Raw genomic sequence first — 23,096 nt, 5'->3', positions numbered from 1 at the left:
AAGGCCATCCACCGGTCGATCCGGGGCTTCGGAGTCGGAACTCGTTGCCGATCAGGCGGGGTTCGCCTATATTGATAGGTGGCCGAGAAACGGCTGGTTCTAGGCTGTGCCGTCAGGCATGGCGGGATCTGCGGCAGAAACAGGAGTTGTGCCGTGTCGGGTGCAGAACTGGCGCTGGGAATATTGGGGGGTAGCGTGTCTTCGGGCAGCGCGCCAACCACTTCAGCCCTGGTCGCTTTCAAAAATTATCAGCGGGATCAGGTCGCGGCGCGCACGGCGTTTGCCGAGCGCGAGGACGTAGTCCGCAAGATCGATTCCTTTAAAAAGAGCGTCGGCAAGCTCAGCACCGTCGACGACCTGCTGAAAGACCGCAAGACGCTCACGTTCGTGCTGTCCGCATTCGGGCTGGAGAGCGAGGTCAACAATCCCGGGAAGCTCAAGGCTATCCTGAACAGCGATCCGGACGACATCAACTCGTTTGCCAACCGGCTCTCCGACAGCCGGTTTGGCGAGCTTGCCGCGTTTGTAAGCGCGCCGGCGTTCGGCCTGAAGAACCTGACGGTCTCGGACAAACAGACCCAGCTCATCGACAAGTTTCTGACCAACGGCTTCGAGCAGTCGTTGGCCGCACAGAACCCGGCAGCCCGCGATGCGCTGTTCTTCCTGCGGCGCATCAACTCGGTGGAAAACACCTTCGAGATCCTTGGCGACCTGCCGCTGCGTTCGATCGTCACCACGGCGCTCAACCTGCCGGCCGAGATCGCGCGGCAGTCGGTCGACAAACAGGCCGCGCTGATCGAGGCGAAGTTCAAGCTGGACAACTTCAAGACCAGCAGTTCCGGCAGCACCAGCCGGTCTCGACTCGAGATCCTGAACGACGACCTGAGCACGATCAGCTCGACCAACAAGACCATCAACGCCAGCCTGAAAGTCGCCGATTCCCTGGTGGCCAAGTTGGAGAGTCTGCGCGCCTCCTACAACGACTACGACACGTTCGTGAACCCCGCCGGTGTCAACGCCAACGAGATCACGGTCCAGCAGAATGCCATCCCCGACCTGTTGCGCCAGCGCACCCTTGTAGAGGCCGCAAACTCGGCGGTGCAGGACACCCGGTCAGCGATCACCGAACTTGAGAAGCTGTTCAGCCAGGCCCGGAACGCCAGCAGCGAAGAAGACTTTATCGAGATCCAGGACAAGTTCACCGCACTCGCCGACACCGTGCTCGGCGACAACGGATTGATCAACTCGGCCACCTTCACCGACCCGAACACCGGTTTGACCCAGAACCTGCTTCGCAATGGCACCGGGGGTGCACTGCCGGCCGGGACCGACTCCACCCCCACGGAGATCTCCACGACAGTCAACGTGGCGGGGACGCGGGTGATTACCAAGTCGACCGATCTCGCCGGATTCCTCTCGGACCTTCAGACTTTCCGGGACGGCGTATCCTCGGCGACCTACGCGACGCGCCAAGCCGATCTGACGTCTGCGGAAACCAGTTTCACGACGGCCAAGACGACGTTCAGCGCCGCCGAACAGCGCACCAAGATCAACGTGTCGAGCGTTACCACAGGGCTTTCATCGGTGAAGTTTGCCGCCGAACTGGAGACCCAGTCGCTGGCGCTTGGCCAGGCATCGGTCAAGGACGCGCTGACGCGTGCCGGCACGATCAGCGGCGTCCTGGACACGATCAAATCGTTGGCCAACCAGGCGCTCGAGCCGGACGCCGATCTGGCCGCGATCAACCTGGAATACGACAGCCGGTTGTCCGAACTGCAAGGCTTGATTCAGAACGCCGGCAGCACCACCGACGGCACCACCACGGTGACGTACGACAACCTGCTGACCAGCGGCACCACGACCTACGACGTCCTGGGCGGAACGGTGGTGCAGGCCGTCGGCGGCGACCTGGCAAACGACATCCTCACCGGGCTGCCCGCGTCGATCACGGTAGACAACGCCGACGCCCTCAAGACCAACATCAACGATGTCTACAAGGTCGCGCTCGAAACCGTCGTCGACGATCTGACCAGGGACAAGAAGGTCATCGACTTCGCTACCAATACGCTGGACCCGCGCGGCGCCCTGGACGCGCAGATCCGCACGATCCAGGCCGACCTCGACAAGACGATCGCCAGCGCTGCGGTCGACAAGAAGAACCTGCTCGCCGCATTCGCCTCGGACCTGAAGGTGACACTGAGTTCACTTAGCTCGACCGTCACCATCGGAGCGCTTGGCAGCTTCAAGGCCGACTTCTCGGCGACGCTGGACAGCTTCAACACGACGGTGTTGTCCGGCGGCTCAATCGCCGATCGGCTGCAGTCGCTTACCGACGCGCTGTTCGCGGCCGGCCGTGCGCAGTCGAATCTCAAGGCCGAGGGCTACGCGCTGAACGTGCAGAAAAGCATCATCACCGAAGAGAAGGTAATCCTTGAAGGCAAGGGTGGCGGTGCCAGCTCGTTCCTGAAGCCGATCGAGTTCACGCCCGAAGCCCTCAAGTTCATTGAGCGCTATCTGGCTCAGAAAGACCTCGAAGCGCAGGGCGTGGCTGTCGGCGGCGCCCAGCTCAGCGCCAAGGCGTCGTTGGCCGGGCAGATCGGCTCGCTGCTCCCACAGGGTTCCGGATTTGGACTGAACCTGCTCGCCTAAACAGTTCGGCTGCCTGCTGACGTCATGTTCCTGCCACCATCGGCGCCGTCAGTCGGCGAAGTGCCGCGATCACGCTGAGCGCCGTGATCTTGCCGGTCTTCGGATTCTCCTCGCTCGGCACATTCTCGATCGTCATGGTGAACCGAGCGCTGTCAGCATCGACGGTGATGGTGTGAGTGTTGCGGGTCACCGACGGGTCTGCCCAGATCTCCAGCCGAGTCGCGTCCGGTCCAATTCCCGCGAGTGACAACGCGGCCGCCACGTTCACGTTGGCCGGAAACCCCGCCGCTCCGTCCCGCGCCGAGCCCTCGAAGACCCGCGTCGCCTTGACGATGGCTTCGACGTCGATCCCGTGCTCGACCAGGTACGGCGCACCGGCCAGCCCGAGCGGTGGCTTGCGCGTCACCAGCCGGACTTCGCGGATGGTCCCTTCAGCCGCCGCCCGCACTGCGTCGAGCCCGATGAGCGCACCGGTCGGCACCACGATGCGGGCACCGGTCAGCCGGGCACGCTCGATCAGGTTCATATGCCGCAGCATTGCCCCCACGCTGATCGGCATGAAGATGCGTCCGCGCTCCACCGCGGCCGTCGCGACTTCGGTGAACACCGCCGCCGGGGCGCACTCGACGACCACCTCGGCCAGCTCGGCGAGTTCCGGAAGCGCCACGACCGGCACCGGCGTGCGGAAGCTGTCGACCGTGCGGTGCGCCTTGGCAGTGTCACGGGCCGACACGGCAGCCAGTCTCAGCCCTTCGATCCGGCCCTCGTCAAGCGCCTTGGCAACCGCAAGGCCGATCGCCCCGAGACCGCCGATACCAACCGTCAACCCGGACGCCGCTGGATGTGCCGACACTTTGTCCTCGCTGTTAACTTGTTGATGGGACACGATGCGTTCGTAATCGCAGTATGCGCGCAAGTCCAGGCACGCAGGAGGAGCACGCCCGAAAATGCGACGCGCGACAATACTTGCGGCGACCGCTATCGCCCTGGCCGTTGCCCATGCGCGGCCCGCGGTGGCGGCCGAGGCGACCTGCCTGACCGCCCGACTGATCGTGCCATGGGGAGCGGGCAGCGGCACCGACCTCATTTTTCGGGCACTCGCCGACGCCGCCAACCGGGCCGGCGCGAAGCCTCGGCTGGAAGTCGTGAACATCAGCGGAGACGAAGGGGTCAGGGGATCCCGTGAAGCGCTGCGGGCGCCGGGAGACGGCTGCACGTTGCTGGCCGTTACCCAAAGCCTCATGACCAGCTACATATCCGGCGACGCCGATTTCAACTGGACGGCGTTTGCGCCGGTCGTCCGGCTCACCCGAACGCCGGTCGTGCTCGGCGCCCGACGCAGCGCCACCTTCTCGACGGTGCCGGAAATGCTGGAGGCGGCGCGCGGGAGCGATGGCGTCACAGCCGGCAGTACCCAGGGACTGGCCAGCCACTTCCTGTTCCTGCTGATGGCCGACCGTACCGGTGGCACCTTCAAGCCGGTGTTCCTGGACGGCGCCCGGGAGCGCCTGTCGGCGCTGCTCGACGGCAAGGTTGACGTCGCCGAGATCAACCAGGCAACCGCACAGCGTCTGGTGCCCGACGGATTGGTCAAGGCGCTGGCCGTCACCGGGCCCAAGCGCCTTGCGACCCTGCCGGATGTGCCGACGCTGAAGGAACAGGGTGTCAACCTGGAGTTCACCATCGACCGCGGCGTGGTCCTGCCGAAGAAGGCGCCCAAGGAACTGATCGACCAGCAGGTCGTGTTGTTCGAACGGGCACTGCAGGATCCGCAGGTGGCCGCCCTGCTCCTTGAACACGGAACGGCGGCGGCGTTTCTGGCACCCAAGCCCTATGCGGGCTACTGGCAGGACACGTTCGCGGACTGGCGGCGGATCGCCAAGGAGGCCGGCTTCTACAAACAGCTCGACTGAGCCGTCGGTATCGCAGCTTGACGGTGGCACTTGAGGCGCGAGCAGTCTATTTTCGCGCTGAACGGGACGGTGGTCGGCAGGTCAGCCGATACGACGCCGCCCCATCCGGTCCGCCGGCCGCCGCAGCGGCCGGCATTTTTCCGTTGCGAGGGGGATAATCCGTGGCGACGATCCAGAATCCGTACCTGCTGTTCCTGGGCGATGCGCCCGACCAGTTGGCCGCCAAGACGGCCAACGGCGTGAAGGTCTGGCGCCCGGAGTGGTGCATCGGACAGTTCCGCCTGCCCGGCTGTAAAGCCGATCTCGGCCTCCCGGACGTGACGATCGAGGAAGCGGCAGCCCAGGGAGCCAAGACCGTGATCCTCGGCGTCGCCAATCGCGGCGGCTTCATTCCCGAGAGTTGGATCGTCGAACTGGTGAAGGCGCTCAACCTCGGCATGGACATCGCGTCCGGCCTGCACACCAAGATCACGCTGATCCCCGCACTGAAGGATGCCGCTGCCAAGAACGGCCGGCATCTGTTCGATGTCCGGCACCCGACCCGCGACTTCCCGGTCGCCAGCGGCGTGCCGCGGTCCGGCAAGCGGCTGCTGACCGTCGGCACCGACGTGTCGGTCGGCAAGATGTTCACGACCTTGGCGCTGGAGAAGGAGATGCGGGCGCGCGGGCTGAACGCCGACTTCCGGGCCACCGGACAGACCGGCATCTTCATCGCCGGTTCGGGCGCGTCGATCGACGCGGTGATCGCCGACTTCATCTCCGGCTGCGTGGAGTGGCTGGCGCCAGAGAACACCGAGGATCACTGGGATCTGATCGAGGGCCAGGGCTCGCTGTACAACGTGTCGTATTCCGGCGTGACCCTGGGCCTGATCCACGGCGCCCAGGCCGATGCACTGGTGATGTGCCACGAGATCGGACGCCCGCACATGCGCGGCCTGCCGGACTATCCGGTCCCGGCGATCCCGACCTGCATGGAAACCATCCTGCACATGGCGAAGATGGTGAACGAGGACGTCAAGTTCGTCGGCGTCAGCCTGAACACCTCTAACGTCTCGGCCGACGAGGCCGCAGCGTTCAAGAAGAAGATCTCCGAGCAGACCGGCCTGCCGGCCGTCGACCCGTTGAAGGACGGCGTGGCGCCGATCGTCGACCGTCTGCTCGCCTCCTAAGACGCCGTGGTACCGCGCGCCTCCTCTTCCAGGCGCGCGGTCGCGGTCTCCAGCGTCTCCTCAAGCCGCGCCATGAACGCTTTGCGGTTCAGACCCGGCGGGATCGCCGGCAGCACCTCGACGATGATGCGGCCCGGAGTCTTCCAGAACGCATTGCGAGACCAATACATCCCGGAGTTCAGGGCGACCGGTATGACCGGCAGATCGAGACCGGTGTATAGCGCCGCCGTTCCGGGGTGATAAGGCGCCTTCGTCCCCGGTGCCACACGAGTCCCTTGCGGGAAAATCAGGATCGGCCGGCCGGCCGCGACGGCCGCACGCCCACCCTCGACCATCTGGCGCAGTGCTGCAGCACCGGCCTTGCGGTCGACCGGGATCATGTTCAGCGCCCGGAAATACGGACCGACGATCGGCGCCCTCACCAGTTCCTGCTTGAGCACCGCCGCCGGTGCATCCAGCAGTTCGGTGAAGTACAGGGTCTCCCACGCCGACTGGTGCTTGGCAGCGACGATGGCAGCTCCCTTCGGCAGGTTCTCCGCGCCGCGCAGTTCCACGTCGATGCCGGCGACAACCCGCGCCAATGCCAGGACCGAGCGCGACCAGAACCGGGCGATCGCCAGCACCGGGCGCGTTCCGAACAGGAACGCCGGCATCCCGGCCAGCCCGAGCACCAGGGTGAAGCCGAAGAACAGCAGGTTGAAGAGCACGCCGCGGACGAGGATCATCCCCCGGCTATACCGATCCACCACGCAAAGCGCCAGATGCCGTGACCAATCCCTCACCCGAAGCGTGCGCCGAAGGGCTGCGCCCGATCCTGGAAGCCGTGGCCCGTCAAGGCACGACCTTGACCTATCTCGATCTGGCACGGGCGGCGGGGATCAAGCCGCCGCGCGCCATCCACCGAACGACCGAGGCGCTTGAAGCCATGATGCGAGCCGATCGTGCCGCCGGCCGGCCGCTGCTGGCCGCGGTGGTGGTCTCGGCCAAGCGTGCGGGATTGCCGGCCCCCGGCTTCTTCCGGCTGGCCGGCGAACTTGGCCTGTATTTCGGCCCGGACCACGGTCCGCAGGCCGCGCTGTTCCACGCCATGGAAGTCGAACGGGTGCGCGCCGCGCTCGGCCGCGGCACGGGGTCCTGACGAATCACGATTGATATGACGACCAGGCACCAATCCGGCGCACCCAGGGCTTTCCCCGCGCGGTGCTGAGCGCCTAGGATCGCCCGCAGGAGGAACGCTCATGACCGACGACACCAACGAGCCGAAGGGCCTGGCCCGCGGCCTGACCAACTATGGCGACAACGAGTTCAGCCTGTACCTGCGGCGCTCGATGGCGTCCTCCATGGGCTACAGCCGCGACATGCTGTCGAAGCCGGTGGTTGGCATCTGCAGCTCGGGCAGCGGCTACAACAACTGTCACCGGCTGATGCCGGAGCTGGTCGAGGCCACCAAGCGCGGCGTGCTGGCGGCCGGCGGCCTGCCGATCGACTTCCCGACCATCTCGCTGGGCGAGACGTTCCTGAACCCGACCTCGCTGATGTACCGCAACCTGATGAGCATGGACGTGGAGGAGATGATCCGCGCCCAGCCGATGGACGCGGTCGTGGTGATCGGCGGGTGCGACAAGACCCTGCCGGCCCAGTTGATGGGCGCGGCCAACGCCGACGTGCCGATGGTCTACCTGGCGGTCGGCCCGATGCTGACCTCGCCCTATGACGGTGAGCGGCTGGGCGCCTGCACCGACTGCCGCCGGTTCTGGGCGAAGTTCCGCGCCGGCGAGGTCGATGAGCCCGGCATCCGCCGGGTCGAAGGCAGCCTCGCCACCACCGCCGGCACCTGCGCGGTGATGGGTACGGCCAGCACCATGGCCTGCATCGGCGAGGCGCTGGGCATCATGCTGCCGGGCACCGCCGCGATCCCGGCGGTCCACGCCGACCGGCTGCGCGCCGCCGAGGCGTCCGGCGCCCGGGCCATGGAACTGGCGACCGCCAAGGGCAAGGACAAACTGCTGCCGCGCGACATCATCACCGTGAAGTCGGTGGAGAACGCCCTGCGGATCCTGCTGGCGATCGGCGGGTCGACCAACGCCATCGTCCACCTGACCGCGATCGCCGGCCGGCTCGGCATCCCGGTGTCGATGGACCGGCTGAACGCCATGTCAGACGAGACCCCGGTACTGGTCGATCTGAAGCCGACCGGCGCCCACTACATGGAAGACCTGTTCGCTGCGGGCGGGCTGATCGGCGTGCTGAAGGAACTGCGCCACCTGCTGCACCTGGACGCCATGACCATCACCGGAGAAACCCTGGGCCAGCGGATCGACGGTCATTCCGGCTACATCGACCACGAGATCGTGCGGCCGTTCGATAAGCCGTTCCAGTCGATGGGCGGGCTGGTGGCACTCTTCGGATCGCTGGCGCCGCGCGGCGCGATCCTGAAACGCTCGGCCGCCGACCCGACGCTGTTCGAGAAGGAGGCGCGCTGCGTGGTGTTCTCCTCCCTCGCCGACATGGCGGCACGGGTCGACGATCCCGACCTCGACATCCAGGCCGACGACATCATGGTGCTGCAGAACGCCGGCCCGAAGAGCCCGGCCGCCATGCCGGAGGCCGGCTACCTGCCGATCCCGAAGAAACTGGCGCGCCAGGGCCTGAAGGACATGGTGCGGATCTCCGACGCGCGGATGAGCGGCACCGCCTTCGGCACCATCATCCTGCACGTCACGCCGGAAGCCGCCGACGGCGGGCCGCTCGGCCTGGTGCGCACCGGCGACCGCATCCGGCTGTCGGTCAAGAACCGCACTCTCGACCTGCTGGTCGACGAGGCGGAACTGGAGAAGCGCCGCGCCGCCACCGATCCGGCCGCCGTCCAGCCGGAGTTCAAGCGCGGCTACCGCAAGATCTACATGGACCACGTGCTGCAGGCCGACGGCGGCGTCGACTTCGACTTCCTGCGCGCGGTCGACTAACCGGGGAACCCAGATGTCCGAGATCAAGACCGAGTTCGTGATGGAGATGCGGCTGGCGGTCGCCATGCCGCTGGCCGCGGTCGGCAACACCCAGTACGGCGACCGGCGCATCGCCCGGGTGACCGGCGGCACCTTCGAGGGACCGAAGCTCAGCGGCACCGTTCTGGACGGCGGCGGCGACTGGATCCTGAACCGCACCGATGGCGTGACCCAGCTCGACGTCCGGCTGACGATGAAGGCGTCGGACGGCGCCCTGATCTACATGACCTACAAGGGGCTGCGCCACGGCCCGGCCGACGTCATGGCCAAGCTGGCGGCCGGCGAGTCCGTCGATCCAAGCCTGCTGTACTTCCGCACCACGCCCTTCTTCGAGACCGCGTCGGACGGCCCGCACGCCTGGATGAACAGGTCGTGTTTCGTCGCCACCGGCCGGCGCGAGCCAACCGGCCCGATCTATCGGGTGTTCGAGGTCCTGTAGCCGTTCGGAGCGGAGGCGTGCCGGCCTAGCTGTCCGGGCCGGCAATGCCCTTGCGCAGGCCCTTGATCTCGCCCCGGCGGGTCTTGCCCTCCAGGCGGCGGGTCTTCGCGGCCCGGCTCGGACGGGTCGGCACCCGGAACTTCGGCCGGATCGCCGCCTGCCGGATCATCTCGGCGAGACGCTCCACCGCGTCTTCGCGGTTGGCAAGCTGGGTGCGGTGCCGGTTCGCGGTCAGCACGATCGCACCGTCCTTGGTCAGCTTCGACCCGGCGATCCGCTCCAGCCGGGCCTTGACATGGGACGGCAGCGACGGCGACCCGCGGACATCGAAGCGCAGTTGTACCGCCGTCGAGACCTTGTTCACGTTCTGCCCACCCGGCCCGCCGGCGCGGATGAAGCTCATTTCAATTTCGTCGTCGGGGATGGCGCACACGCCGTCGATCTGGATCATGGACGCACTGTAGCGGGCACGCGCGCGCGCTCAAGCTCGGTGCTGGGCCGTCGTATGTGCGACGTTAGCGCAACTGTCAGGCTCACCCCGGACGAACCCGCTCCAGCGCAACGGCTTCCGGCTTGGCCAGAACCTTCTTCATCTGCTCGGTCGCGCGGACCAGGGCGCGGCGGATGCCCGGTTCCATGGCGGCATGGCCGGCGTCGGGCACCACCACCAACTCGGCCCCGCGCCACGCCCGGGCCAGGGTATCGGCCGAGACCATCGGGCAGATCACGTCGTAGCGGCCCTGCACGATGATTGCGGGATGCCGGGTCAGCCGGTCCATACCGGCCAGCAGGCCGGCCGGCGGCAGGAACAGGCGATTGGCGAAGTAGTGCGCCTCGATGCGGGCCAGGGCCAGCGAGTGGTGGTCGTTGTCGATCTCGGCCAACTGCCGCGCGTCCGGCACCAGCGCCGAGCAGGCCGCCTCGTAGCCGCCCCACCGGCGCGCCGCCGGCAGGTGAACCTCCGGGCGCGGATCGAGCAGCCGGGTCAGGTAGCCATCCAGCAGGTCGCCACGCTCCTCGGGCGGCAGGAACTCGGCGAACCGGCCCCAGGCGTCCGGAAACACGGTGCGGATCCCGGACAGGAACCATGCGACCTCACTTGGCCGGCCTAGGAAGATCCCGCGCAGGATGAAGCCGAGGCAGTGGTTCGGATGAGCCTGCCCGTAGGCGAGCGCCAGGGTCGAGCCCCACGAGCCGCCGAACACCAGCCAGCTGTCGATCTGCAGGTGCCGGCGCAGCAGTTCCATGTCGGCGACCAGATGGCCGGTGGTGTTGGCGTGGACAGAGGCGTGCGGCGTCGACCGGCCGGCACCGCGCTGGTCGAACAGGACGATCCGGTACGCTGCAGGATCGAAGAACCGGCGCTGCGCCGGCGAGGTGCCGGAGCCCGGCCCGCCGTGCAGGAACACCACGGGAATGCCGGCGGGGTTGCCGCTCTCCTCCCAGTACAGGCGATGGCCGGCGCCGACCTCCAGGAAGCCGCTTCGCCGGAACGGGATTTCCGGAAACAGATCGTCGCGCGTCACCGAGACCTCGCCGTTCGCTTCGCGTGCCGTTATCGGGTCCGGCCCGCCGATTGTCAAAACCCGGCAATCGCCAGGGTATGCGCCGGGCGATGCTCGCGCAGTGCGGCGGCCAGCAGCTCTACATCCTCGACCCGGTCGCGCGAGCGCCGGTAGGCGAGCGACACGGTTCGGCCGACCTGATCACCCGGAAACGTCCGGTAGCGCACCAGGCCGCCATGATCGCTGTCGCCGGGTGCGGCACCCACCGGAACCAGGCTGTAGCCGGCGCCGGCGGCAACCATGGCCTTCAGCGTCTCCAGGCTCATCGCGGTATGGCGCGGCCTGTGGCCCGCCCCGGCACACAGCGCCAGCGCCTGATCGCGCAGGCAGTGGCCCTCTTCCAGCAGCACCGCATCGTTCGGGTCGAGCCCGGCCAGCGTGACGGTCGGCATCGTCGCCAGCGGCGACCGGGCCTCCACGGCCAGCCGGAACGGCTCGCGGTACAGCGGGATCAGCGCCAGCCCCTGCTCGTCGATCGGCGGCGACAGCACGACTGCGTCCAGCGCTCCATCGCGAAGGCGGGCCAGCAGGTGCTCGGTCAGACCTTCCTCGATCGCCAGGGCAAGCAACGGATGGGTCTTCAGCAGCGGGGCCAGGGCGCGCGGAAACAGATAAGGGCCGATGGTGGCGATCGCGCCCAAAGCAAACGATCCAGACAGCGGCGCCTGCCCTTCGGACCCTGCGTCCATCATCCTGGCAGCAGCCTCCAGGACCGAACGGGCACGGCGGATCGCCTCCTCGCCTGAGTGGGTCGGCATCACCCGCCGGCTGGTCCGCTCGAACACCCGGAAGCCGATTGCGTCCTCAAACTTGCGAACCCCAGCCGACAACGAGGGTTGACTCACACGACAGGCTTCGGCGGCACGGCCGAAATGCCCGTGGTCGGCGACCGCCACCAGATACTCGAGATCGCGCAAGGAGAGCCCGCGGAATGTCATAGAGCAATCCTATCAGATCGGTTGGATCAATCGATTAGATAACGGTACTTCACTACCCAAATACAACACTGTCGCCGCCGGAAACTCATTCGATCCGGCAGCATCACCGCTTAGAAGAGAGGCATCAATGACCCGCAACACCGATCCGGTCGTCAAAGCTCTGGAGCAGGCGCTGGCCGACACCTTCACGCTGGCTCTGAAGACCCAGAACTACCACTGGAACGTCACCGGCCCGAACTTCTTCGGCCTGCACAACCTGTTCGAAGAGCAGTACAACGACGGCTACGCGGCCTCTGACGAACTGGCGGAACGGATCCGCGCCCTTGGCGCACCGGCGCCGGGCGGCCTGCGTGCGTTTCAGGAGATCACCAGGATCGAGGAGGCCAAGTCCGGCCTTGAGTCCAAGGCAATGCTCGACGACCTGATCGAGAGCAACGCGGCCGTCGCCGCCACTCTGAAGAGCGGGATCGACGTTGCAGAGACCGCCAGCGACCCGGCGACGGCGGACATGCTCACCGCGCGCGTGACCGCGCACGACAAGGCTGCGTGGATGCTGCGCAGCATCCGGGGCTGATCCCCGGGTGCGCAGCCTGGACCGGACGGCGCGCCTCCCCGCCGTCCGGCCCTGACCCTGCTTGGGAGAAAATCCATCGCGCGCCGTTCCGCCCGGTCACCGGTTACTGGTATCGTCATGCGTGATCGATAGCGCGCCACAGCCACCACCTGCCTCCACCGGCGTTACCAGACGACGGGCCATTGCCGGCTTGGCGTGTATGACGTTCATCCGTCCCGCCGCGGCAAGCACCCGTCCCGGACCTCGAACGCCGACCGGCCTCAGCGAAGGGAAAACGGGCCGGGTGTCGGCGGTGCTGACCGGAGAGACGGTCGACCTGGAAGATGGAACCCGGGTTCGGCTGGCCGGCATCCAGGCGCCTGCACCGGCGCGCGACGATCGGCCGGCATGGCCACTTGCCACCGAGGCATCCACCGCCGTCGGCCACGCCCTGCTGGGCCGTACTGTACAGCTCTGGCACCCCGAGGACCGGCGCGACCGCTGGGGTCGCAGCCTGGCGCACGTCGTCCGCGACGACGGGTATTGGCTGCAGGGCGCGCTGCTGATGGACGGTCTGGCGCGGGTCTACACCCAACCGCGAACCGCCACCGGAGCCACCCTGATGCTTGACCTGGAGCGCACGGCTCGCGCAGCCCGGCGCGGTATCTGGGGCGACCGGTTCTACCGGATTCGCAACCCGGCCGAGACTTGGGGCGACCTCGACAGCGTGCAGGTCGTGGAAGGTCGTGTGGTCGACGCTGCCGTGGTGCGCGGCACCGCCTATCTCAACTTCGGTACCGACTGGCGCAACGACTTCACGTTTCGGATCGAATCGGACGCACGCCGCGCGTTCAAGCGGGCGGGCATCGATCCCGGCGCACTCACCGGGCTTCGGGTTCGCGGCCGGGGCTGGGTGTTTCCGCTGAACGGACCGATGATCGACCTTACCCACCCGGAAGCGATGGAGGTGCTGGAGGAATGATGCGTGTGCTGTCCCGCAGACTGAACCGTCACGTCAGTTCCGCCTTGCTCGCCGCCGCCATCGCGCTCGGCGGGCTAGGGATGACCGGATGTTCGACCAACCCGGCAACCGGACAGCGCGCCTTCACCCTGCTGTCGCCGGACGATGAACAGGAACTCGGGCGGGAGCAGCATCCCAAGATTCTCGCGGAGTTCGGTGGTGCCTACGAAGATCCGGCCACCCAGACCTATGTGACCGGGATCGGCAACGCGCTGGTCGCTCGCTCCGAGTTCCCTGGCGTGCCGTTCACCTTCACCGTCCTCGACTCGCCCGTCGTCAACGCGTTCGCCCTCCCGGGCGGTTACGTCTACATCACGCGCGGACTGATGGCGCTGGCCAACAGCGAGGCCGAACTCGCCGGCGTCGTCGGCCATGAGATCGGCCACGTTACGGCGCGCCACGGTGCCCAGCAGCACGGTCGCAGCGTCCTGGTCGGCCTGGGCGCCGGTATCCTGGGGGCGGTGATCGGCGACCGCGGAGTAGCCCAGGTGCTGAACACCGGAGGCGGGCTGATCCTGCGCGGCTACAGCCGGGAGCAGGAGTTCGAAGCCGATTCGCTCGGCCTGCGCTACATGACCCAGGCCGGCTACGATCCAGGCGCAATGGCGTCGTTCCTGGAGCACCTGCGCGCCAAGTCGAAGCTCGATTCCCAGCTTCTCGGATCCGGAAGCGACCCGGATGAGCACAGCCTGCTGTCGACCCATCCGCGCACCATCGACCGGGTGCAGGAAGCGCGCACTGCCGCACTCGGGGCGGGCCCCCTCGGAGGCCGGACCGAGCAAGCGGCCTATCTGCGCCGGCTCGACGGCATGATCTATGACGACTCGCCGGAGCAGGGGTTCGTTCGCGGCCAGCGGTTCGTTCACCCCAAGCTGCGCTTCGAGTTCTCGGTGCCGGGCGACTTCACGCTGCTCAACGGCCCCACCGCCGTGCGCGCCCGCGGTCCGAACGGTGCCGTGATCGTGTTCGACATGGCCCCGAAGGCGACCGGCGGCACCATGCTGCAGTACATCCGCCAACAATGGGGCGCACGCCTGCCGCTGGCCGATCTGTCAGCCCTCAACGTGAACGGCATGGAGGCGGCAACCGGCATTGCCCGCATCTCCGCGAACCAGGGCCCGTTTGACCTCCGGCTGGTCGCGATCCGGGGTCATGACGATCGGATATACCGGTTGCTGTTCGGCACTCCCGCAGACCATACATCGCGACTGAACACCGCCCTGCAGCGCACGACCTTCAGCTTTCGCGAGATCAGCGAGGCCGAAGCCGCGAAGGAGAAGCCGTACCGGCTGCGCCTCTACGAAGCGCGCGCGGGCGACTCGGTGGCGAGGCTGGCGCAGTGGATGCCGCAGGGGCCGCAGCCCGAGGCAAGGTTCCGGGTGCTGAACGGACTTGCGCCCGGCGAGGAACCAGTGCCCGGCCAGTTGTTGAAATACGTCAGCTACTGAACCGCCTGGTCAGGCCTCGATCCGGTCCAGCAGCGTCCCATCCGGTGCGAAGCACGCCGCGATCAACGGCCCGCCTGCCCCGCATCCGCCATCGATGGTGAGGATGGCGCCATCCTCCGACCACCCGCCGCCGTCGGGATCGTGGCCCCGCACGATACGGGCAAAGCCGTTATAGCCGGCGGCGGCGCGCGCAAAGGTGCCGCTCTCCCACCAGAACGCGTCGCGCTGGTCGGTCAGTGGCCGCGCCGGGTCAAGGCCGGCATGCACGAACAGCACGCCGCCGGGTCCGGTGTGCGCGTAGCGGCGCAACCCCGAGAACCACGCCAGATGCCCGGGAGACGCCTGCATCGCCGCCTTCAGGCGCCCAGTCCAACGGGTCAGCGCCACCATCCCCTCGTCGGCCGCCGCGAATCCCTGGGCCGGATCACCGCCATAGGCCCGCAGCGTCGCGTCGACGCCCCTATCCAGCATCCAGCGCATCAGTTCCTTGGGCCGCGGCGCGAAGTGAACCTGCAGCAGCTTGTGCCACATCTCCTCCTGCCGGCCGCGCAGGTACACGATGTCGTCGGGCAGATAGAGCGGTGGCTGGGCCAGCACCAGGCGACGGAACCGCAGCGTCTCCGCAACCGCCGCCCGCACATCGCCGCCGCCCACCAGGTCGCCAAGATAGACCAGACGATCACCGCTTTCGAAGCGCTCGCCGATGGCGTCATGCAGGGCCGCCAACCGGTCGACGACACCGTGGACGGCCGCCACGGCCCACACCCGTCGGCCGCTCGACAGATCGACGAAGCGTTCGAAGGCCATATCAGTTCTGGTGTTGGTCAACATCCGGTTTCGCAATGGTGCGGTGCGAGGGCGTCAGCCATCGGTGATAGCAGGCCGTCCGGCACGGCGAAAGGGGCCCTGGGCCAGTGCCCCAAGGCTTCATCGCAAAGGGATTCGACAATCGGCATCGCTGGAAGCGGGACCTTGTCGGCGTTGCAAGTGTGCTTCAATGACATGAGGCGGTGCCGAAACACCGCCTCATGTCATGACATCGTGAACGGATCAAACTGCGCTCAGGCAGCGTCCATCAGCTTTTCCAGCCGATCGACCGCGGTAACCTCGTCGATCTGCTCGATCTTCGCGAACTCACGGGCCAGACGATCGATGGCAGCCTGATACATCTGCCGCTCGCTGTACGACTGGTCGGCCTGATTGCTGGAGCGCCGCAGATCGCGCACCACCTCGGCAATCGACACCGGATCGCCGGAATTGATCTTCGCCTCGTACTCCTGAGCGCGGCGCGACCACATGGTCCGCCGGACCTTGGCCCGCCCCTTCAGCTTCTGCAGGGCGACATCCATCTGCTTGCGGCTGCTGAGCCGACGCAGACCACTGGTCCGTGCCTTGCCAACCGGAATCCGCAGCGTCATCCGGTCCTGCTCGAAGTCGATCACGAGAAGATCAAGCTCGGTACCGGCAACGATCTGTGTCTCCGTCCCCTTGATCAACCCAACCCCATGCGTCGGGTACACCACGAAATCGCCGGTCTTGAATTCGCTGCTCTTCTTTGTCATCGGGCTCTCTGTCATACGTCCATCCGAGGGTCCCGCGCAGGCTCCAGAAGCACACCACCCCACCCGGTGCGTCGTCGCGGCACACGGAAAGGCGCCATACGACGATCCGAAGCAATTTTTGCTTCGATCCTGGTCCCACGGTTTGCGGGGACGGTGCCGGGTTTGACTCTCCGTCCCGGCTCCGAACGAAAAAGACGGTACCACAAAAAGAGGCGTAATGGTAGGGCAAGGCCGCAGACAGGGGCCTGCAGCCGGGGGCAAATCAACGCATCTGCGTTAAATCAGACGGTTGTTACCAGAGTCTTAACGTCGGATGACAGAATCCGGTGCAGCACGGCGACGCGGCCGCGCGTGATCAGTTCCCTTTCCCGGGCGCGGAATCGAAAAACCGCTCGAACTTGCCCTTCTCCGCCTGCATCGCGTCCGCCTCGGGCATCGCCTCGATCTTGCGGGTGATGTTCGGCCAAGTTTCCGAGTACTCCCGGTTCATCTCCAGCCACTTCTCCGCTTCCACTTCGGTATCCGGCAAGATCGCCTCAGGCGGGCACTCCGGCTCGCAGACACCGCAGTCGATGCATTCGTCCGGATGGATGACCAGCATGTTGGCGCCTTCGTAGAAGCAATCCACCGGGCACACTTCCACGCAGTCCGTGTATTTGCACTTAATGCAGGCTTCCGTGACGATGTACGTCATCGACGTCTCCTCCGAGCTCGATCCGCCGGTCTTTAATCGCTCGCACCCGGCGCATCAAGGCCGAGTTTCACAAGAGCGCGCTTACGCGCCTCGCCGCTGTCGCGATCGGGGACGAACAGCAGACCGGCCAGCCGCCGCATCAGCTGGGCCTCGTAGTCGTGCAACGTGCCGTCGGCGTACACCACCTCCCACAACGCTTCCATCAGCATCAGCCGGCCGTCCGGGTCGAGTTGCCCCTTCAGGACCCGGGTGAATCCGTAGAGATCGACCGATTCCTCGGCGGTTTGGCCAGCCTCGGCCATGACCGCATCAATCTCCTCACGCGAGACGCCGAAGCGCTCGACCAGCCGGTCGGCCGCCACCGCCCTCTCGCGCTCGTCGATCCCTCCATCAAGCGCCGCCGCCCGCGACAGCAGCACCGCCGCCGCCATGGCCAGTTCGTCGCGAGGCGCCGTCTTCACCGAATCGCCCCCGGATTCCAGTCGGGCAATGAAGCGTTGCAGTCGGGCGAGCATCGGTGTCTCCAGGTGCATTGCAGTCTCAAGGGGATGCAGCCTACATAGGCCGCCATGGACCATCCGTCAGCCCCCGACCTCACCCCCGCCCGTCTCGAACTGGAGCCAGTCCCAGCCCCGCTGGACGGTCCGGCGCCGCCCGATGCCGAGGATGCACCGTCGGCACGCCGCAACGCCGGCCCGCTGCTGGCCGTCCTGCGCGGCATCTTGCCGGGTTCCGGCACGGTGCTGGAGATCGGTGCCGGCACCGGCCAGCATGCCGCGGCGTTTGCGGCCGCGCTGGCCCCGCTGCGCTGGCTGCCAACCGACCCCCAGGCCAGCCGGCTTGCCAGTGTCCCGCTGTGGGCCGACGCCCTGCGACCACAAGCCGCACGACCGCTGCCGGCCCGGGTTCTGGACGCGGCGGCGGCCGACTGGCCGCTCAAGCCGGAGGACGACATCCGCGCCGTCCTCGCGACCAACGTGATCCATATCGCGCCTTGGTCGGTGGCGAAGGGCATCCTGGCTGGGGCCGCCCGCTGGCTGGCGCCTGGAGATCCGCTGGTCTTCTACGGTCCGTTCCGACGGAACGGCGCCCACACCAGCGACGGCAACACCCAATTCGATTCCAGTCTGCGCGCCCAGGCCCCCTCATGGGGCATCCGCGACCTGGAGAGCGAGATCGTGCCCACCGCGCAGGCCGCCGGGCTCGATCTAGACAGGGTCCAGGCGATGCCGGCCAACAATTTCACCGTGGTGCTTCGCCGCCGGTAGCCGGCGCCTCCTGATCCGGCAATGCCGGAAAGCGGAACAGTTCGGCCGCGTTGTCGACAAGGATGCGGCGGCGCAGGCCCTCGTCCTCGGTCCAGTCCCCCAGCAGGTCAAGCATCCAGCCGTCGTCGATCTCGGTGTCACCCGCTGACGGGTGCGGCCAGTTGGAACCCCAGACCAATCGCTCCGGTGCATGCCGGATCAGGATACGGGCGATCCGCTCAACGTCCCGGTAACGCGGTTGCTGGCCATGGCGCGTCGGCTCGTTGGCGCTCTCCTCCGGGCCCGACAGCTTGACCCATGCCTTGTCGGCATCGATCAGCCGCAGCAGGGCGCGCAGCCCCGGCTCCCGGTCGCCGACCCGGCCGAGAAAACAACCGATGTGATCAATGATCACCCGGCCCGGCCAGGACAGCAGGCGCTGCTCGACCTCGTTGAGGAACCGACCGTCCATCTGCAACTCGACGTCCCAGTCGACCGCGTCATGAACCCGCGATGCCAATCGGTCAGTCTCGACCCAGTCGATCAACCGCCAGGGGTCGCGCATCTGGAACCGGGTAGCGACGCACCCGGCGGCGACAAGATCGCGCAACTCGCCGTCCGATACCGTCGGCGCCACTGCAGCTACCCCTCGGGCGTGCCCAATGCTGGTGCCGTCCGGCCCGGTGTCCAATTGCTCCAAGGCATCAATCAGGCAGCCATGGTCGAAACCGTAGGCGCTGGACTGCACGACCACGACGCGGTCCAGGCCGAGTCGCCGGCGCACTGCCGCGTACTCCGCCGCCGGCGCCGCCTTGGGCGTGTACGCATCATCGCGATACGCGAACCGCCCAGGTTCGGCAAACACGTGAACATGCGCGTCGCAGGCACCGGCCAGCAACGGCCTGTCGGGAACGCGTCCCGCTTCGTCGCGCTCGCGTTCCTCGTCGTCATCGGTGGCGGCCTTGGCCAGCATAGACTCAAGGCTGCGCCGGGGCTCCGAGCCGGGCGGCGGCGGCAGATCGTAGAAGGCCGGGTCGCTCGGCAGAATCAACGGAATCTTAGCCACTGGGGAACCTCATTGGCATCGTCCTTGCGTAGCTGCGCGGCATGGGCTTCTCGGTCAACACCAACCCGGCGTCACTGACCGCGCTCCGCAACCTCGAGGCGGCGAACCGGCAGTCTACGACCAACGGCCAGGTTGTCTCGACCGGACAGAAGGTCCGCGGCGCCATCGACGATGCCTCGAACTTCGCCATCGCCCAAGGCCTGCGCGGCGATATAAAGGCGACCGGGGCAATTATCCAAGGCCTGAACAACGCCAAGGGCATCGCCCGGGTAGCACTGGCCGGCGCCACCAGCGTTTCCGACCTGATGGCCGACATCCGCAAGAAGATCACCGAAGGCGCCAACGAGGGCAACACCGCGCAGCAGCAGCAGATCCTGCAGAACGACTACCTCGAACTGCTGGCGCAGTTCCGCCAAGTGCTGGAAAACGCCGAGTACAACGGTGTCAACATCGTCATCGAGACCGCCATTCCGTTCAACCTCGCGGTAGGCACGGTCCGCAACGTCGATGTCCTGGCCAACCTGCAGGGCGACACCTTGCGCCTGAACGGCCAGCGCCTCGATCTGGCATACGCGCGGATGGCGGCGGAGGACATTTCGTCCCCGGCCAACGCGCTGACCGCCCTCACCGTCGCACAGCAGCAGGAAGTCGATATCAGCACCGCTCTCGGCCAGCTCGGCAGCGACCTGCGTCAGCTGGAGCTGCAGACCCAGCAGTTGCAGGCCACCCTGGACGCCACCGAGGAAGGTCTCGGCAACATCGTCGACGCGGACATGGCGCGAGCCTCCGCCGAGCAGAGCGCACTGCAGGTCCGCCAGCAGTTGTCGGTGCAAACCCTAGGCATCGCCAACGAGGCGCCGCGGGTGCTTCTCGGCCTGTTCCAGTGAGCGCGCCGTCTCGGCTAGAGTGACGTCGAACACGGCACCCCGGAGGCTCCCCATGCTGCCCGACGACATCAGTTTCGTGACCGACGAGGCCGGCCTGCGCGCCCTGCACCTGGCGCCGATGAGCCGGTCGTCGGACAAGGTGTTGTCCCGCCTCGACAAGCACTGCCGCGATATCCTGGCGCTGTCGCCGTTCTGCGTGATTGCCACCCAAGGCCCAAGCGGCGCCGACGTGTCGCCGCGTGGCGACCCGCCGGGTTTCGTGGCGGTGCTCGACGACACCCACCTGCTGTTGCCTGACCGGGTCGGCAACAACCGGCTCGACAACTTCGCCAACCTGCTGACAAACCCGGCGATCGGCATGCTGTTCCTGGTGCCCGGCATGGGCGAGACCCTGCGGATCAACGGCACCGCCCGGATCACCGACGACGCCCGCCTGCTGGAGCCGCTGACCATGCAGCGCCGGGCCCCGAAGGTCGGACTGCTGATCGAGGTGCAGGAGGCGTTCCTGCACTGCTCGAAGGCGCTGGTCCGCTCCGACCTGTGGAACCCGGACAAGCGCATCGACCGTTCGATCCTGGCGTCCTACACCCAGATGCTGACCGACCATGTTGCCGGCATCACCCTGGAGGAATCCGAGCGCCAGGGTCGGATCATGGCGGAACGCGGACTGTACTGAGACGCCGTTCGCTCGCTGGATCCCGGATCGTCTGCGCCAGGGCGCATCCGTCCGGGATGACGACAAGCGACCAGAGTTCAGATCAGCTGAAACACCCCGCCAGTAGCCTTGAAGCGCTGCAGGGCGCCCAGGCTGCGCGACACCGCGAGCGTGCGGTCGTGCGGCAGGCCATCCTGTTCGAACCAGGCGACGTCCAGGCTCTCTTGCCCGTCGGCCCGCGGCTCGCCGCTCCATTCGGCGCAGTGGAAGATCATCGCGAAGGCGTGCAGCACGTCGCCATGCGGGTAGACGATGCGGTCGTCGACCGGATGGCTGGAGAACCCGACCGGCACCAGGCGGTGCGCGGTCAGGCCGGTCTCCTCCAGCAGTTCCTGGCGGGCGGTCTCGTCGATCGACTGGCCAATCTCGGCCGAACCCGACGGCCAGCCCCACAGCTTCATGTCGCCGCGCTTGATCAGCAGGATGCGACCTTGGCCGTCCTCGACGATGATCCGCGCGCCCGGCATCAGCACCGGGCGGCTGCCTATCACCGCCCGGAGCTTGCCGAGATAGCTGTCCGCGAACGACCCGCTTCCGGATTTCCCGTTCGGGCCTTCGCTCACATCACCGCGCCGATCTGCCACGGGATGAACTCGTTGTCGCCCATCCCATGCTCTTCCGACCGGGTCTTGGACCCGGATGCGACCTCGAGGATACGCTCGAAGATCTGCTGGCCCATCTGCTCGATCGACACGCCGTCGTCGACGATCGCGCCGCAGTTGATGTCCATGTCGTCGGACATCCGGTTGAACATCGTGGTGTTGGTGGCGAGCTTCAGCGACGGCGCCGGCTTGCAGCCATAGACCGAGCCGCGGCCGGTGGTGAAGCACACCACGTTGGAGCCGCTGGCCACCTCGCCCGTGATCGAGCACGGGTCATAGCCGGGGCTGTCCATGAAGACGAAGCCCTTGGTGTTGATCGGCTCGCCGTACTTGAACACGCCGGTCAGGTTGGTGGTCCCGCCCTTGGCGGCCGCGCCCAGCGACTTCTCCAGGATGGTGGTCAGGCCACCGCGCTTGTTGCCCGGCGACGGGTTGTTGTTCATCTCGCCGCCGTTGCGCGAGGTGTACTCCTCCCACCACTTGATGCGCTCGATCAGCTTCTCGCCGACCTCCTGGCTGACCGCACGGCGGGTCAGCAGATGTTCGGCCCCATAGATCTCCGGAGTCTCGGCCAACACCGCGGTGCCGCCGTGCCGGACCAGCAGGTTCGCCGCTTCGCCCAGCGCCGGGTTGGCGGTAATGCCGGAATAGGCGTCCGAGCCGCCGCACTGCAGGGCCAGGGTCAGCTCGCTCGCCGGGCAGGTACCGCGCTCGGCCTTGTTGGCCTCCGGCAGCATTTCCTTGATGATCGAGGCGCCCCGCTCGACGGTCTTCCGCAGGCCGCCGGTGTCCTGGATGTTCATGGTCTGGAAGCGCGGGCCGCGCTCGATCCCGTAGGCCTCCAGCAGGAAGTCGATCTGGTTCACCTCGCAGCCGAGGCCGACCATCACGATGCCGGCGAAGTTCGGGTGGCGGGCGAAGCCCCACAGCACCCTCTGCAGGTTGGCGTAGCCCTCGCCGTCGCCGGCCATGCCGCAGCCCGTCGAGTGGGTCAGCGCCACCACCCCGTCGACGTTCGGGTACTTCGCCATGATCTCCGGCGTCAGGGCCTCGGCGATGTACTTCGCCGCGGTCGCCGAACAGTTCACGCTGGTCAGCACGCCGATGTAGTTGCGGGTGCCGACGCTGCCGTTGGAACGGCGGAAGCCCTGGAAGGTCGCCTGTTCGGAGTTGTTGAAGTAGGCGGTCGGCTTGGCGTCCTTGCCGAACGCATAGTCCCGCTCGAAATCCTGCATCTCGACGTTGTGCACGTGGACGTGCTCGCCGACGGCGACGGCCTCGGTCGCGAAACCGATGATCTGGTCGTATTTGCGGATCGCCTCGCCCGCCGCGATCGGCCGGGTGGCCACTTTGTGACCGGCGGGAATCGGCTGGGCGACCGTCACATTCTCCCCTGGGATCGGGGTGCCGGGCAGCAGCTCCGTCCGCGCGGTGATCACGTTGTCGGTTGCGTTCAGACGGATGGTCAGCCGGACGTTTTCGGCGGCGGCCATGGCGTTCACTCCTGGGGTGGATTCGTTGCCGGATCATAGCGCGCAGCCGACGGTCCGCAATCGGCAACACCGTTCTGGCATCTGATATTTAATTGACTTCAGCAACTATATCGTTGATTTTGTCAAACAT

The 23,096-nt window shown here is 66.9% G+C and carries 24 protein-coding genes; 12 read left to right on the top strand and 12 right to left on the bottom strand.

Annotated elements, in window-relative coordinates; genetic code table 11:
- The first annotated feature begins 153 nt into the window (after nucleotides 1-153).
- Nucleotides 154-2,649: a DUF1217 domain-containing protein gene (locus RIC54_RS21135; RefSeq protein WP_350088987.1), complete on the top strand. Its 2,496-nt coding sequence runs from the start codon at nucleotides 154-156 to the stop codon at nucleotides 2,647-2,649.
- Nucleotides 2,650-2,671: 22 nt separating this feature from the next.
- Here RIC54_RS21135 and RIC54_RS21130 read toward each other — a convergent pair whose 3' ends face one another.
- Complete coding sequence (locus RIC54_RS21130) at nucleotides 2,672-3,502, bottom strand: aspartate dehydrogenase (RefSeq protein ID WP_350088990.1); 831 nt, start codon at nucleotides 3,500-3,502, stop codon at nucleotides 2,672-2,674.
- 94 nt (nucleotides 3,503-3,596) lie between these two features.
- On the opposite strand from RIC54_RS21130, the gene RIC54_RS21125 reads away from it, so the two are divergent.
- A complete protein-coding gene (locus tag RIC54_RS21125) occupies nucleotides 3,597-4,562 on the top strand; it encodes a tripartite tricarboxylate transporter substrate binding protein (RefSeq protein WP_350088994.1) in 966 nt (321 codons plus the stop codon).
- Between the two features lie 161 nt (nucleotides 4,563-4,723).
- On the top strand, nucleotides 4,724-5,731 hold the full coding sequence (gene dgcN / locus RIC54_RS21120) for an N-acetyltransferase DgcN (RefSeq protein WP_350088997.1): 1,008 nt from the start codon (nucleotides 4,724-4,726) through the stop codon (nucleotides 5,729-5,731).
- Here dgcN and RIC54_RS21115 read toward each other — a convergent pair.
- Nucleotides 5,728-6,456 carry a lysophospholipid acyltransferase family protein gene (locus RIC54_RS21115; RefSeq protein WP_350089000.1) on the bottom strand — a complete coding sequence of 243 codons (729 nt, stop codon included), beginning with the start codon at nucleotides 6,454-6,456 and terminating at the stop codon, nucleotides 5,728-5,730. The two genes, dgcN and RIC54_RS21115, sit on opposite strands and share 4 nt — an antisense overlap.
- A gap of 41 nt (nucleotides 6,457-6,497) precedes the next feature.
- Here RIC54_RS21115 and RIC54_RS21110 point away from each other — a divergent pair, with 41 nt between their 5' ends.
- The 3 genes from RIC54_RS21110 to RIC54_RS21100 all read left to right on the top strand — a co-directional run bounded on the left by RIC54_RS21110 (nucleotide 6,498) and on the right by RIC54_RS21100 (nucleotide 9,175).
- The gene (locus RIC54_RS21110; RefSeq protein ID WP_350089003.1) at nucleotides 6,498-6,869 is read left to right on the top strand and encodes a hypothetical protein; all 372 of its coding nucleotides are present in this window, start codon (nucleotides 6,498-6,500) and stop codon (nucleotides 6,867-6,869) included.
- A 100-nt stretch (nucleotides 6,870-6,969) separates the two neighbouring features.
- Entirely contained in the window at nucleotides 6,970-8,697 is a 1,728-nt protein-coding gene (locus tag RIC54_RS21105) for a dihydroxy-acid dehydratase (RefSeq protein WP_350089006.1), read from the top strand.
- Nucleotides 8,698-8,710: 13 nt separating this feature from the next.
- Complete coding sequence (locus RIC54_RS21100) at nucleotides 8,711-9,175, top strand: DUF3237 domain-containing protein (RefSeq protein WP_350089009.1); 465 nt, start codon at nucleotides 8,711-8,713, stop codon at nucleotides 9,173-9,175.
- A 25-nt stretch (nucleotides 9,176-9,200) separates the two neighbouring features.
- On the opposite strand, the gene arfB is transcribed toward RIC54_RS21100, so the two are convergent.
- The 3 genes from arfB to RIC54_RS21085 all read right to left on the bottom strand — a co-directional run bounded on the left by arfB (nucleotide 9,201) and on the right by RIC54_RS21085 (nucleotide 11,678).
- Nucleotides 9,201-9,626 (bottom strand): alternative ribosome rescue aminoacyl-tRNA hydrolase ArfB, encoded by a 426-nt coding sequence (gene arfB, locus RIC54_RS21095; RefSeq protein WP_350089012.1) that lies wholly within the window; start codon nucleotides 9,624-9,626, stop codon nucleotides 9,201-9,203.
- Between the two features lie 82 nt (nucleotides 9,627-9,708).
- Nucleotides 9,709-10,701, bottom strand: a complete 993-nt coding sequence (gene pip, locus RIC54_RS21090; protein WP_350089015.1) for a prolyl aminopeptidase — start codon at nucleotides 10,699-10,701, stop codon at nucleotides 9,709-9,711.
- A 53-nt stretch (nucleotides 10,702-10,754) separates the two neighbouring features.
- The gene (locus RIC54_RS21085; RefSeq protein ID WP_350089018.1) at nucleotides 10,755-11,678 is read right to left on the bottom strand and encodes a LysR substrate-binding domain-containing protein; all 924 of its coding nucleotides are present in this window, start codon (nucleotides 11,676-11,678) and stop codon (nucleotides 10,755-10,757) included.
- A 127-nt stretch (nucleotides 11,679-11,805) separates the two neighbouring features.
- Between RIC54_RS21085 and RIC54_RS21080 the strand changes: the two genes are divergently transcribed.
- The 3 genes from RIC54_RS21080 (at nucleotide 11,806) to RIC54_RS21070 (ending at nucleotide 14,700) form a co-directional block, all read left to right on the top strand.
- Nucleotides 11,806-12,252, top strand: a complete 447-nt coding sequence (locus RIC54_RS21080; RefSeq protein WP_350089021.1) for a Dps family protein — start codon at nucleotides 11,806-11,808, stop codon at nucleotides 12,250-12,252.
- A gap of 283 nt (nucleotides 12,253-12,535) precedes the next feature.
- Complete coding sequence (locus RIC54_RS21075; protein WP_350089023.1) at nucleotides 12,536-13,213, top strand: thermonuclease family protein; 678 nt, start codon at nucleotides 12,536-12,538, stop codon at nucleotides 13,211-13,213.
- On the top strand, nucleotides 13,213-14,700 hold the full coding sequence (locus tag RIC54_RS21070) for a M48 family metalloprotease (protein WP_350089026.1): 1,488 nt from the start codon (nucleotides 13,213-13,215) through the stop codon (nucleotides 14,698-14,700). The genes RIC54_RS21075 and RIC54_RS21070 overlap by 1 nt, the downstream gene beginning before the upstream one ends.
- A 9-nt stretch (nucleotides 14,701-14,709) precedes the next feature.
- Here RIC54_RS21070 and RIC54_RS21065 read toward each other — a convergent pair whose 3' ends face one another.
- From RIC54_RS21065 to RIC54_RS21050, 4 genes are all read right to left on the bottom strand, one after another.
- Nucleotides 14,710-15,507, bottom strand: coding sequence for a metallophosphoesterase family protein (locus RIC54_RS21065; protein ID WP_350089028.1), 798 nt, complete (start codon nucleotides 15,505-15,507; stop codon nucleotides 14,710-14,712).
- Nucleotides 15,508-15,761: 254 nt separating this feature from the next.
- Nucleotides 15,762-16,262: a CarD family transcriptional regulator gene (locus RIC54_RS21060; protein ID WP_007678602.1), complete on the bottom strand. Its 501-nt coding sequence runs from the start codon at nucleotides 16,260-16,262 to the stop codon at nucleotides 15,762-15,764.
- Between the two features lie 355 nt (nucleotides 16,263-16,617).
- Nucleotides 16,618-16,956 (bottom strand): ferredoxin FdxA, encoded by a 339-nt coding sequence (fdxA, locus tag RIC54_RS21055; RefSeq protein WP_350089032.1) that lies wholly within the window; start codon nucleotides 16,954-16,956, stop codon nucleotides 16,618-16,620.
- A gap of 32 nt (nucleotides 16,957-16,988) precedes the next feature.
- Nucleotides 16,989-17,471 (bottom strand): tellurite resistance TerB family protein, encoded by a 483-nt coding sequence (locus RIC54_RS21050; protein ID WP_350089035.1) that lies wholly within the window; start codon nucleotides 17,469-17,471, stop codon nucleotides 16,989-16,991.
- Between the two features lie 54 nt (nucleotides 17,472-17,525).
- Between RIC54_RS21050 and RIC54_RS21045 the strand changes: the two genes are divergently transcribed.
- A complete protein-coding gene (locus RIC54_RS21045; RefSeq protein ID WP_350089038.1) occupies nucleotides 17,526-18,224 on the top strand; it encodes a DUF938 domain-containing protein in 699 nt (232 codons plus the stop codon).
- Here the strand turns inward: RIC54_RS21045 and RIC54_RS21040 are convergent.
- Nucleotides 18,199-19,269, bottom strand: coding sequence for an amidohydrolase family protein (locus RIC54_RS21040; RefSeq protein WP_350089041.1), 1,071 nt, complete (start codon nucleotides 19,267-19,269; stop codon nucleotides 18,199-18,201). The genes RIC54_RS21045 and RIC54_RS21040 overlap by 26 nt on opposite strands.
- 41 nt (nucleotides 19,270-19,310) lie before the next feature.
- Between RIC54_RS21040 and RIC54_RS21035 the strand changes: the two genes are divergently transcribed.
- Together RIC54_RS21035 and RIC54_RS21030 are read left to right on the top strand one after the other, a co-directional pair.
- A complete protein-coding gene (locus RIC54_RS21035) occupies nucleotides 19,311-20,156 on the top strand; it encodes a flagellin (protein WP_350089044.1) in 846 nt (281 codons plus the stop codon).
- 52 nt (nucleotides 20,157-20,208) lie between these two features.
- Nucleotides 20,209-20,832, top strand: coding sequence for a pyridoxamine 5'-phosphate oxidase family protein (locus RIC54_RS21030; protein WP_350089047.1), 624 nt, complete (start codon nucleotides 20,209-20,211; stop codon nucleotides 20,830-20,832).
- Between the two features lie 77 nt (nucleotides 20,833-20,909).
- On the opposite strand, the gene RIC54_RS21025 is transcribed toward RIC54_RS21030, so the two are convergent.
- Both RIC54_RS21025 and RIC54_RS21020 read right to left on the bottom strand, forming a co-directional pair.
- Nucleotides 20,910-21,455, bottom strand: coding sequence for an NUDIX domain-containing protein (locus RIC54_RS21025; RefSeq protein WP_350089050.1), 546 nt, complete (start codon nucleotides 21,453-21,455; stop codon nucleotides 20,910-20,912).
- Complete coding sequence (locus tag RIC54_RS21020; protein ID WP_350089053.1) at nucleotides 21,431-22,966, bottom strand: UxaA family hydrolase; 1,536 nt, start codon at nucleotides 22,964-22,966, stop codon at nucleotides 21,431-21,433. The genes RIC54_RS21025 and RIC54_RS21020 overlap by 25 nt, the downstream gene beginning before the upstream one ends.
- Between the last annotated feature and the right edge of the window lie 130 nt (nucleotides 22,967-23,096).

The sequence above is a fragment of the Thalassobaculum sp. genome (genome assembly GCF_040219215.1).
Classification (GTDB): Bacteria; Pseudomonadota; Alphaproteobacteria; order Thalassobaculales; family Thalassobaculaceae; genus Thalassobaculum_A.
This window is presented reverse-complemented; position numbering and strand designations above follow the sequence as displayed.

Bases quoted from the DNA above. Each gene is read 5' to 3' on its own strand.
- RIC54_RS21125 (WP_350088994.1), top strand. From the start codon at position 3,597: ATGCGACGCGCGACAATACTTGCGGCGACCGCTATCGCCCTGGCCGTT.
- RIC54_RS21030 (WP_350089047.1), top strand. From the start codon at position 20,209: ATGCTGCCCGACGACATCAGTTTCGTGACCGACGAGGCCGGCCTGCGC.
- arfB (WP_350089012.1), bottom strand. From the start codon at position 9,626: ATGATCCAGATCGACGGCGTGTGCGCCATCCCCGACGACGAAATTGAA.
- RIC54_RS21105 (WP_350089006.1), top strand. From the start codon at position 6,970: ATGACCGACGACACCAACGAGCCGAAGGGCCTGGCCCGCGGCCTGACC.
- RIC54_RS21100 (WP_350089009.1), top strand. From the start codon at position 8,711: ATGTCCGAGATCAAGACCGAGTTCGTGATGGAGATGCGGCTGGCGGTC.
- RIC54_RS21085 (WP_350089018.1), bottom strand. From the start codon at position 11,678: ATGACATTCCGCGGGCTCTCCTTGCGCGATCTCGAGTATCTGGTGGCG.
- RIC54_RS21060 (WP_007678602.1), bottom strand. From the start codon at position 16,262: ATGACAAAGAAGAGCAGCGAATTCAAGACCGGCGATTTCGTGGTGTAC.
- RIC54_RS21045 (WP_350089038.1), top strand. From the start codon at position 17,526: ATGGACCATCCGTCAGCCCCCGACCTCACCCCCGCCCGTCTCGAACTG.
- RIC54_RS21050 (WP_350089035.1), bottom strand. From the start codon at position 17,471: ATGCTCGCCCGACTGCAACGCTTCATTGCCCGACTGGAATCCGGGGGC.
- RIC54_RS21080 (WP_350089021.1), top strand. From the start codon at position 11,806: ATGACCCGCAACACCGATCCGGTCGTCAAAGCTCTGGAGCAGGCGCTG.
- RIC54_RS21070 (WP_350089026.1), top strand. From the start codon at position 13,213: ATGCGTGTGCTGTCCCGCAGACTGAACCGTCACGTCAGTTCCGCCTTG.
- RIC54_RS21035 (WP_350089044.1), top strand. From the start codon at position 19,311: ATGGGCTTCTCGGTCAACACCAACCCGGCGTCACTGACCGCGCTCCGC.
- RIC54_RS21065 (WP_350089028.1), bottom strand. From the start codon at position 15,507: ATGGCCTTCGAACGCTTCGTCGATCTGTCGAGCGGCCGACGGGTGTGG.
- RIC54_RS21020 (WP_350089053.1), bottom strand. From the start codon at position 22,966: ATGGCCGCCGCCGAAAACGTCCGGCTGACCATCCGTCTGAACGCAACC.
- RIC54_RS21115 (WP_350089000.1), bottom strand. From the start codon at position 6,456: ATGATCCTCGTCCGCGGCGTGCTCTTCAACCTGCTGTTCTTCGGCTTC.
- fdxA (WP_350089032.1), bottom strand. From the start codon at position 16,956: ATGACGTACATCGTCACGGAAGCCTGCATTAAGTGCAAATACACGGAC.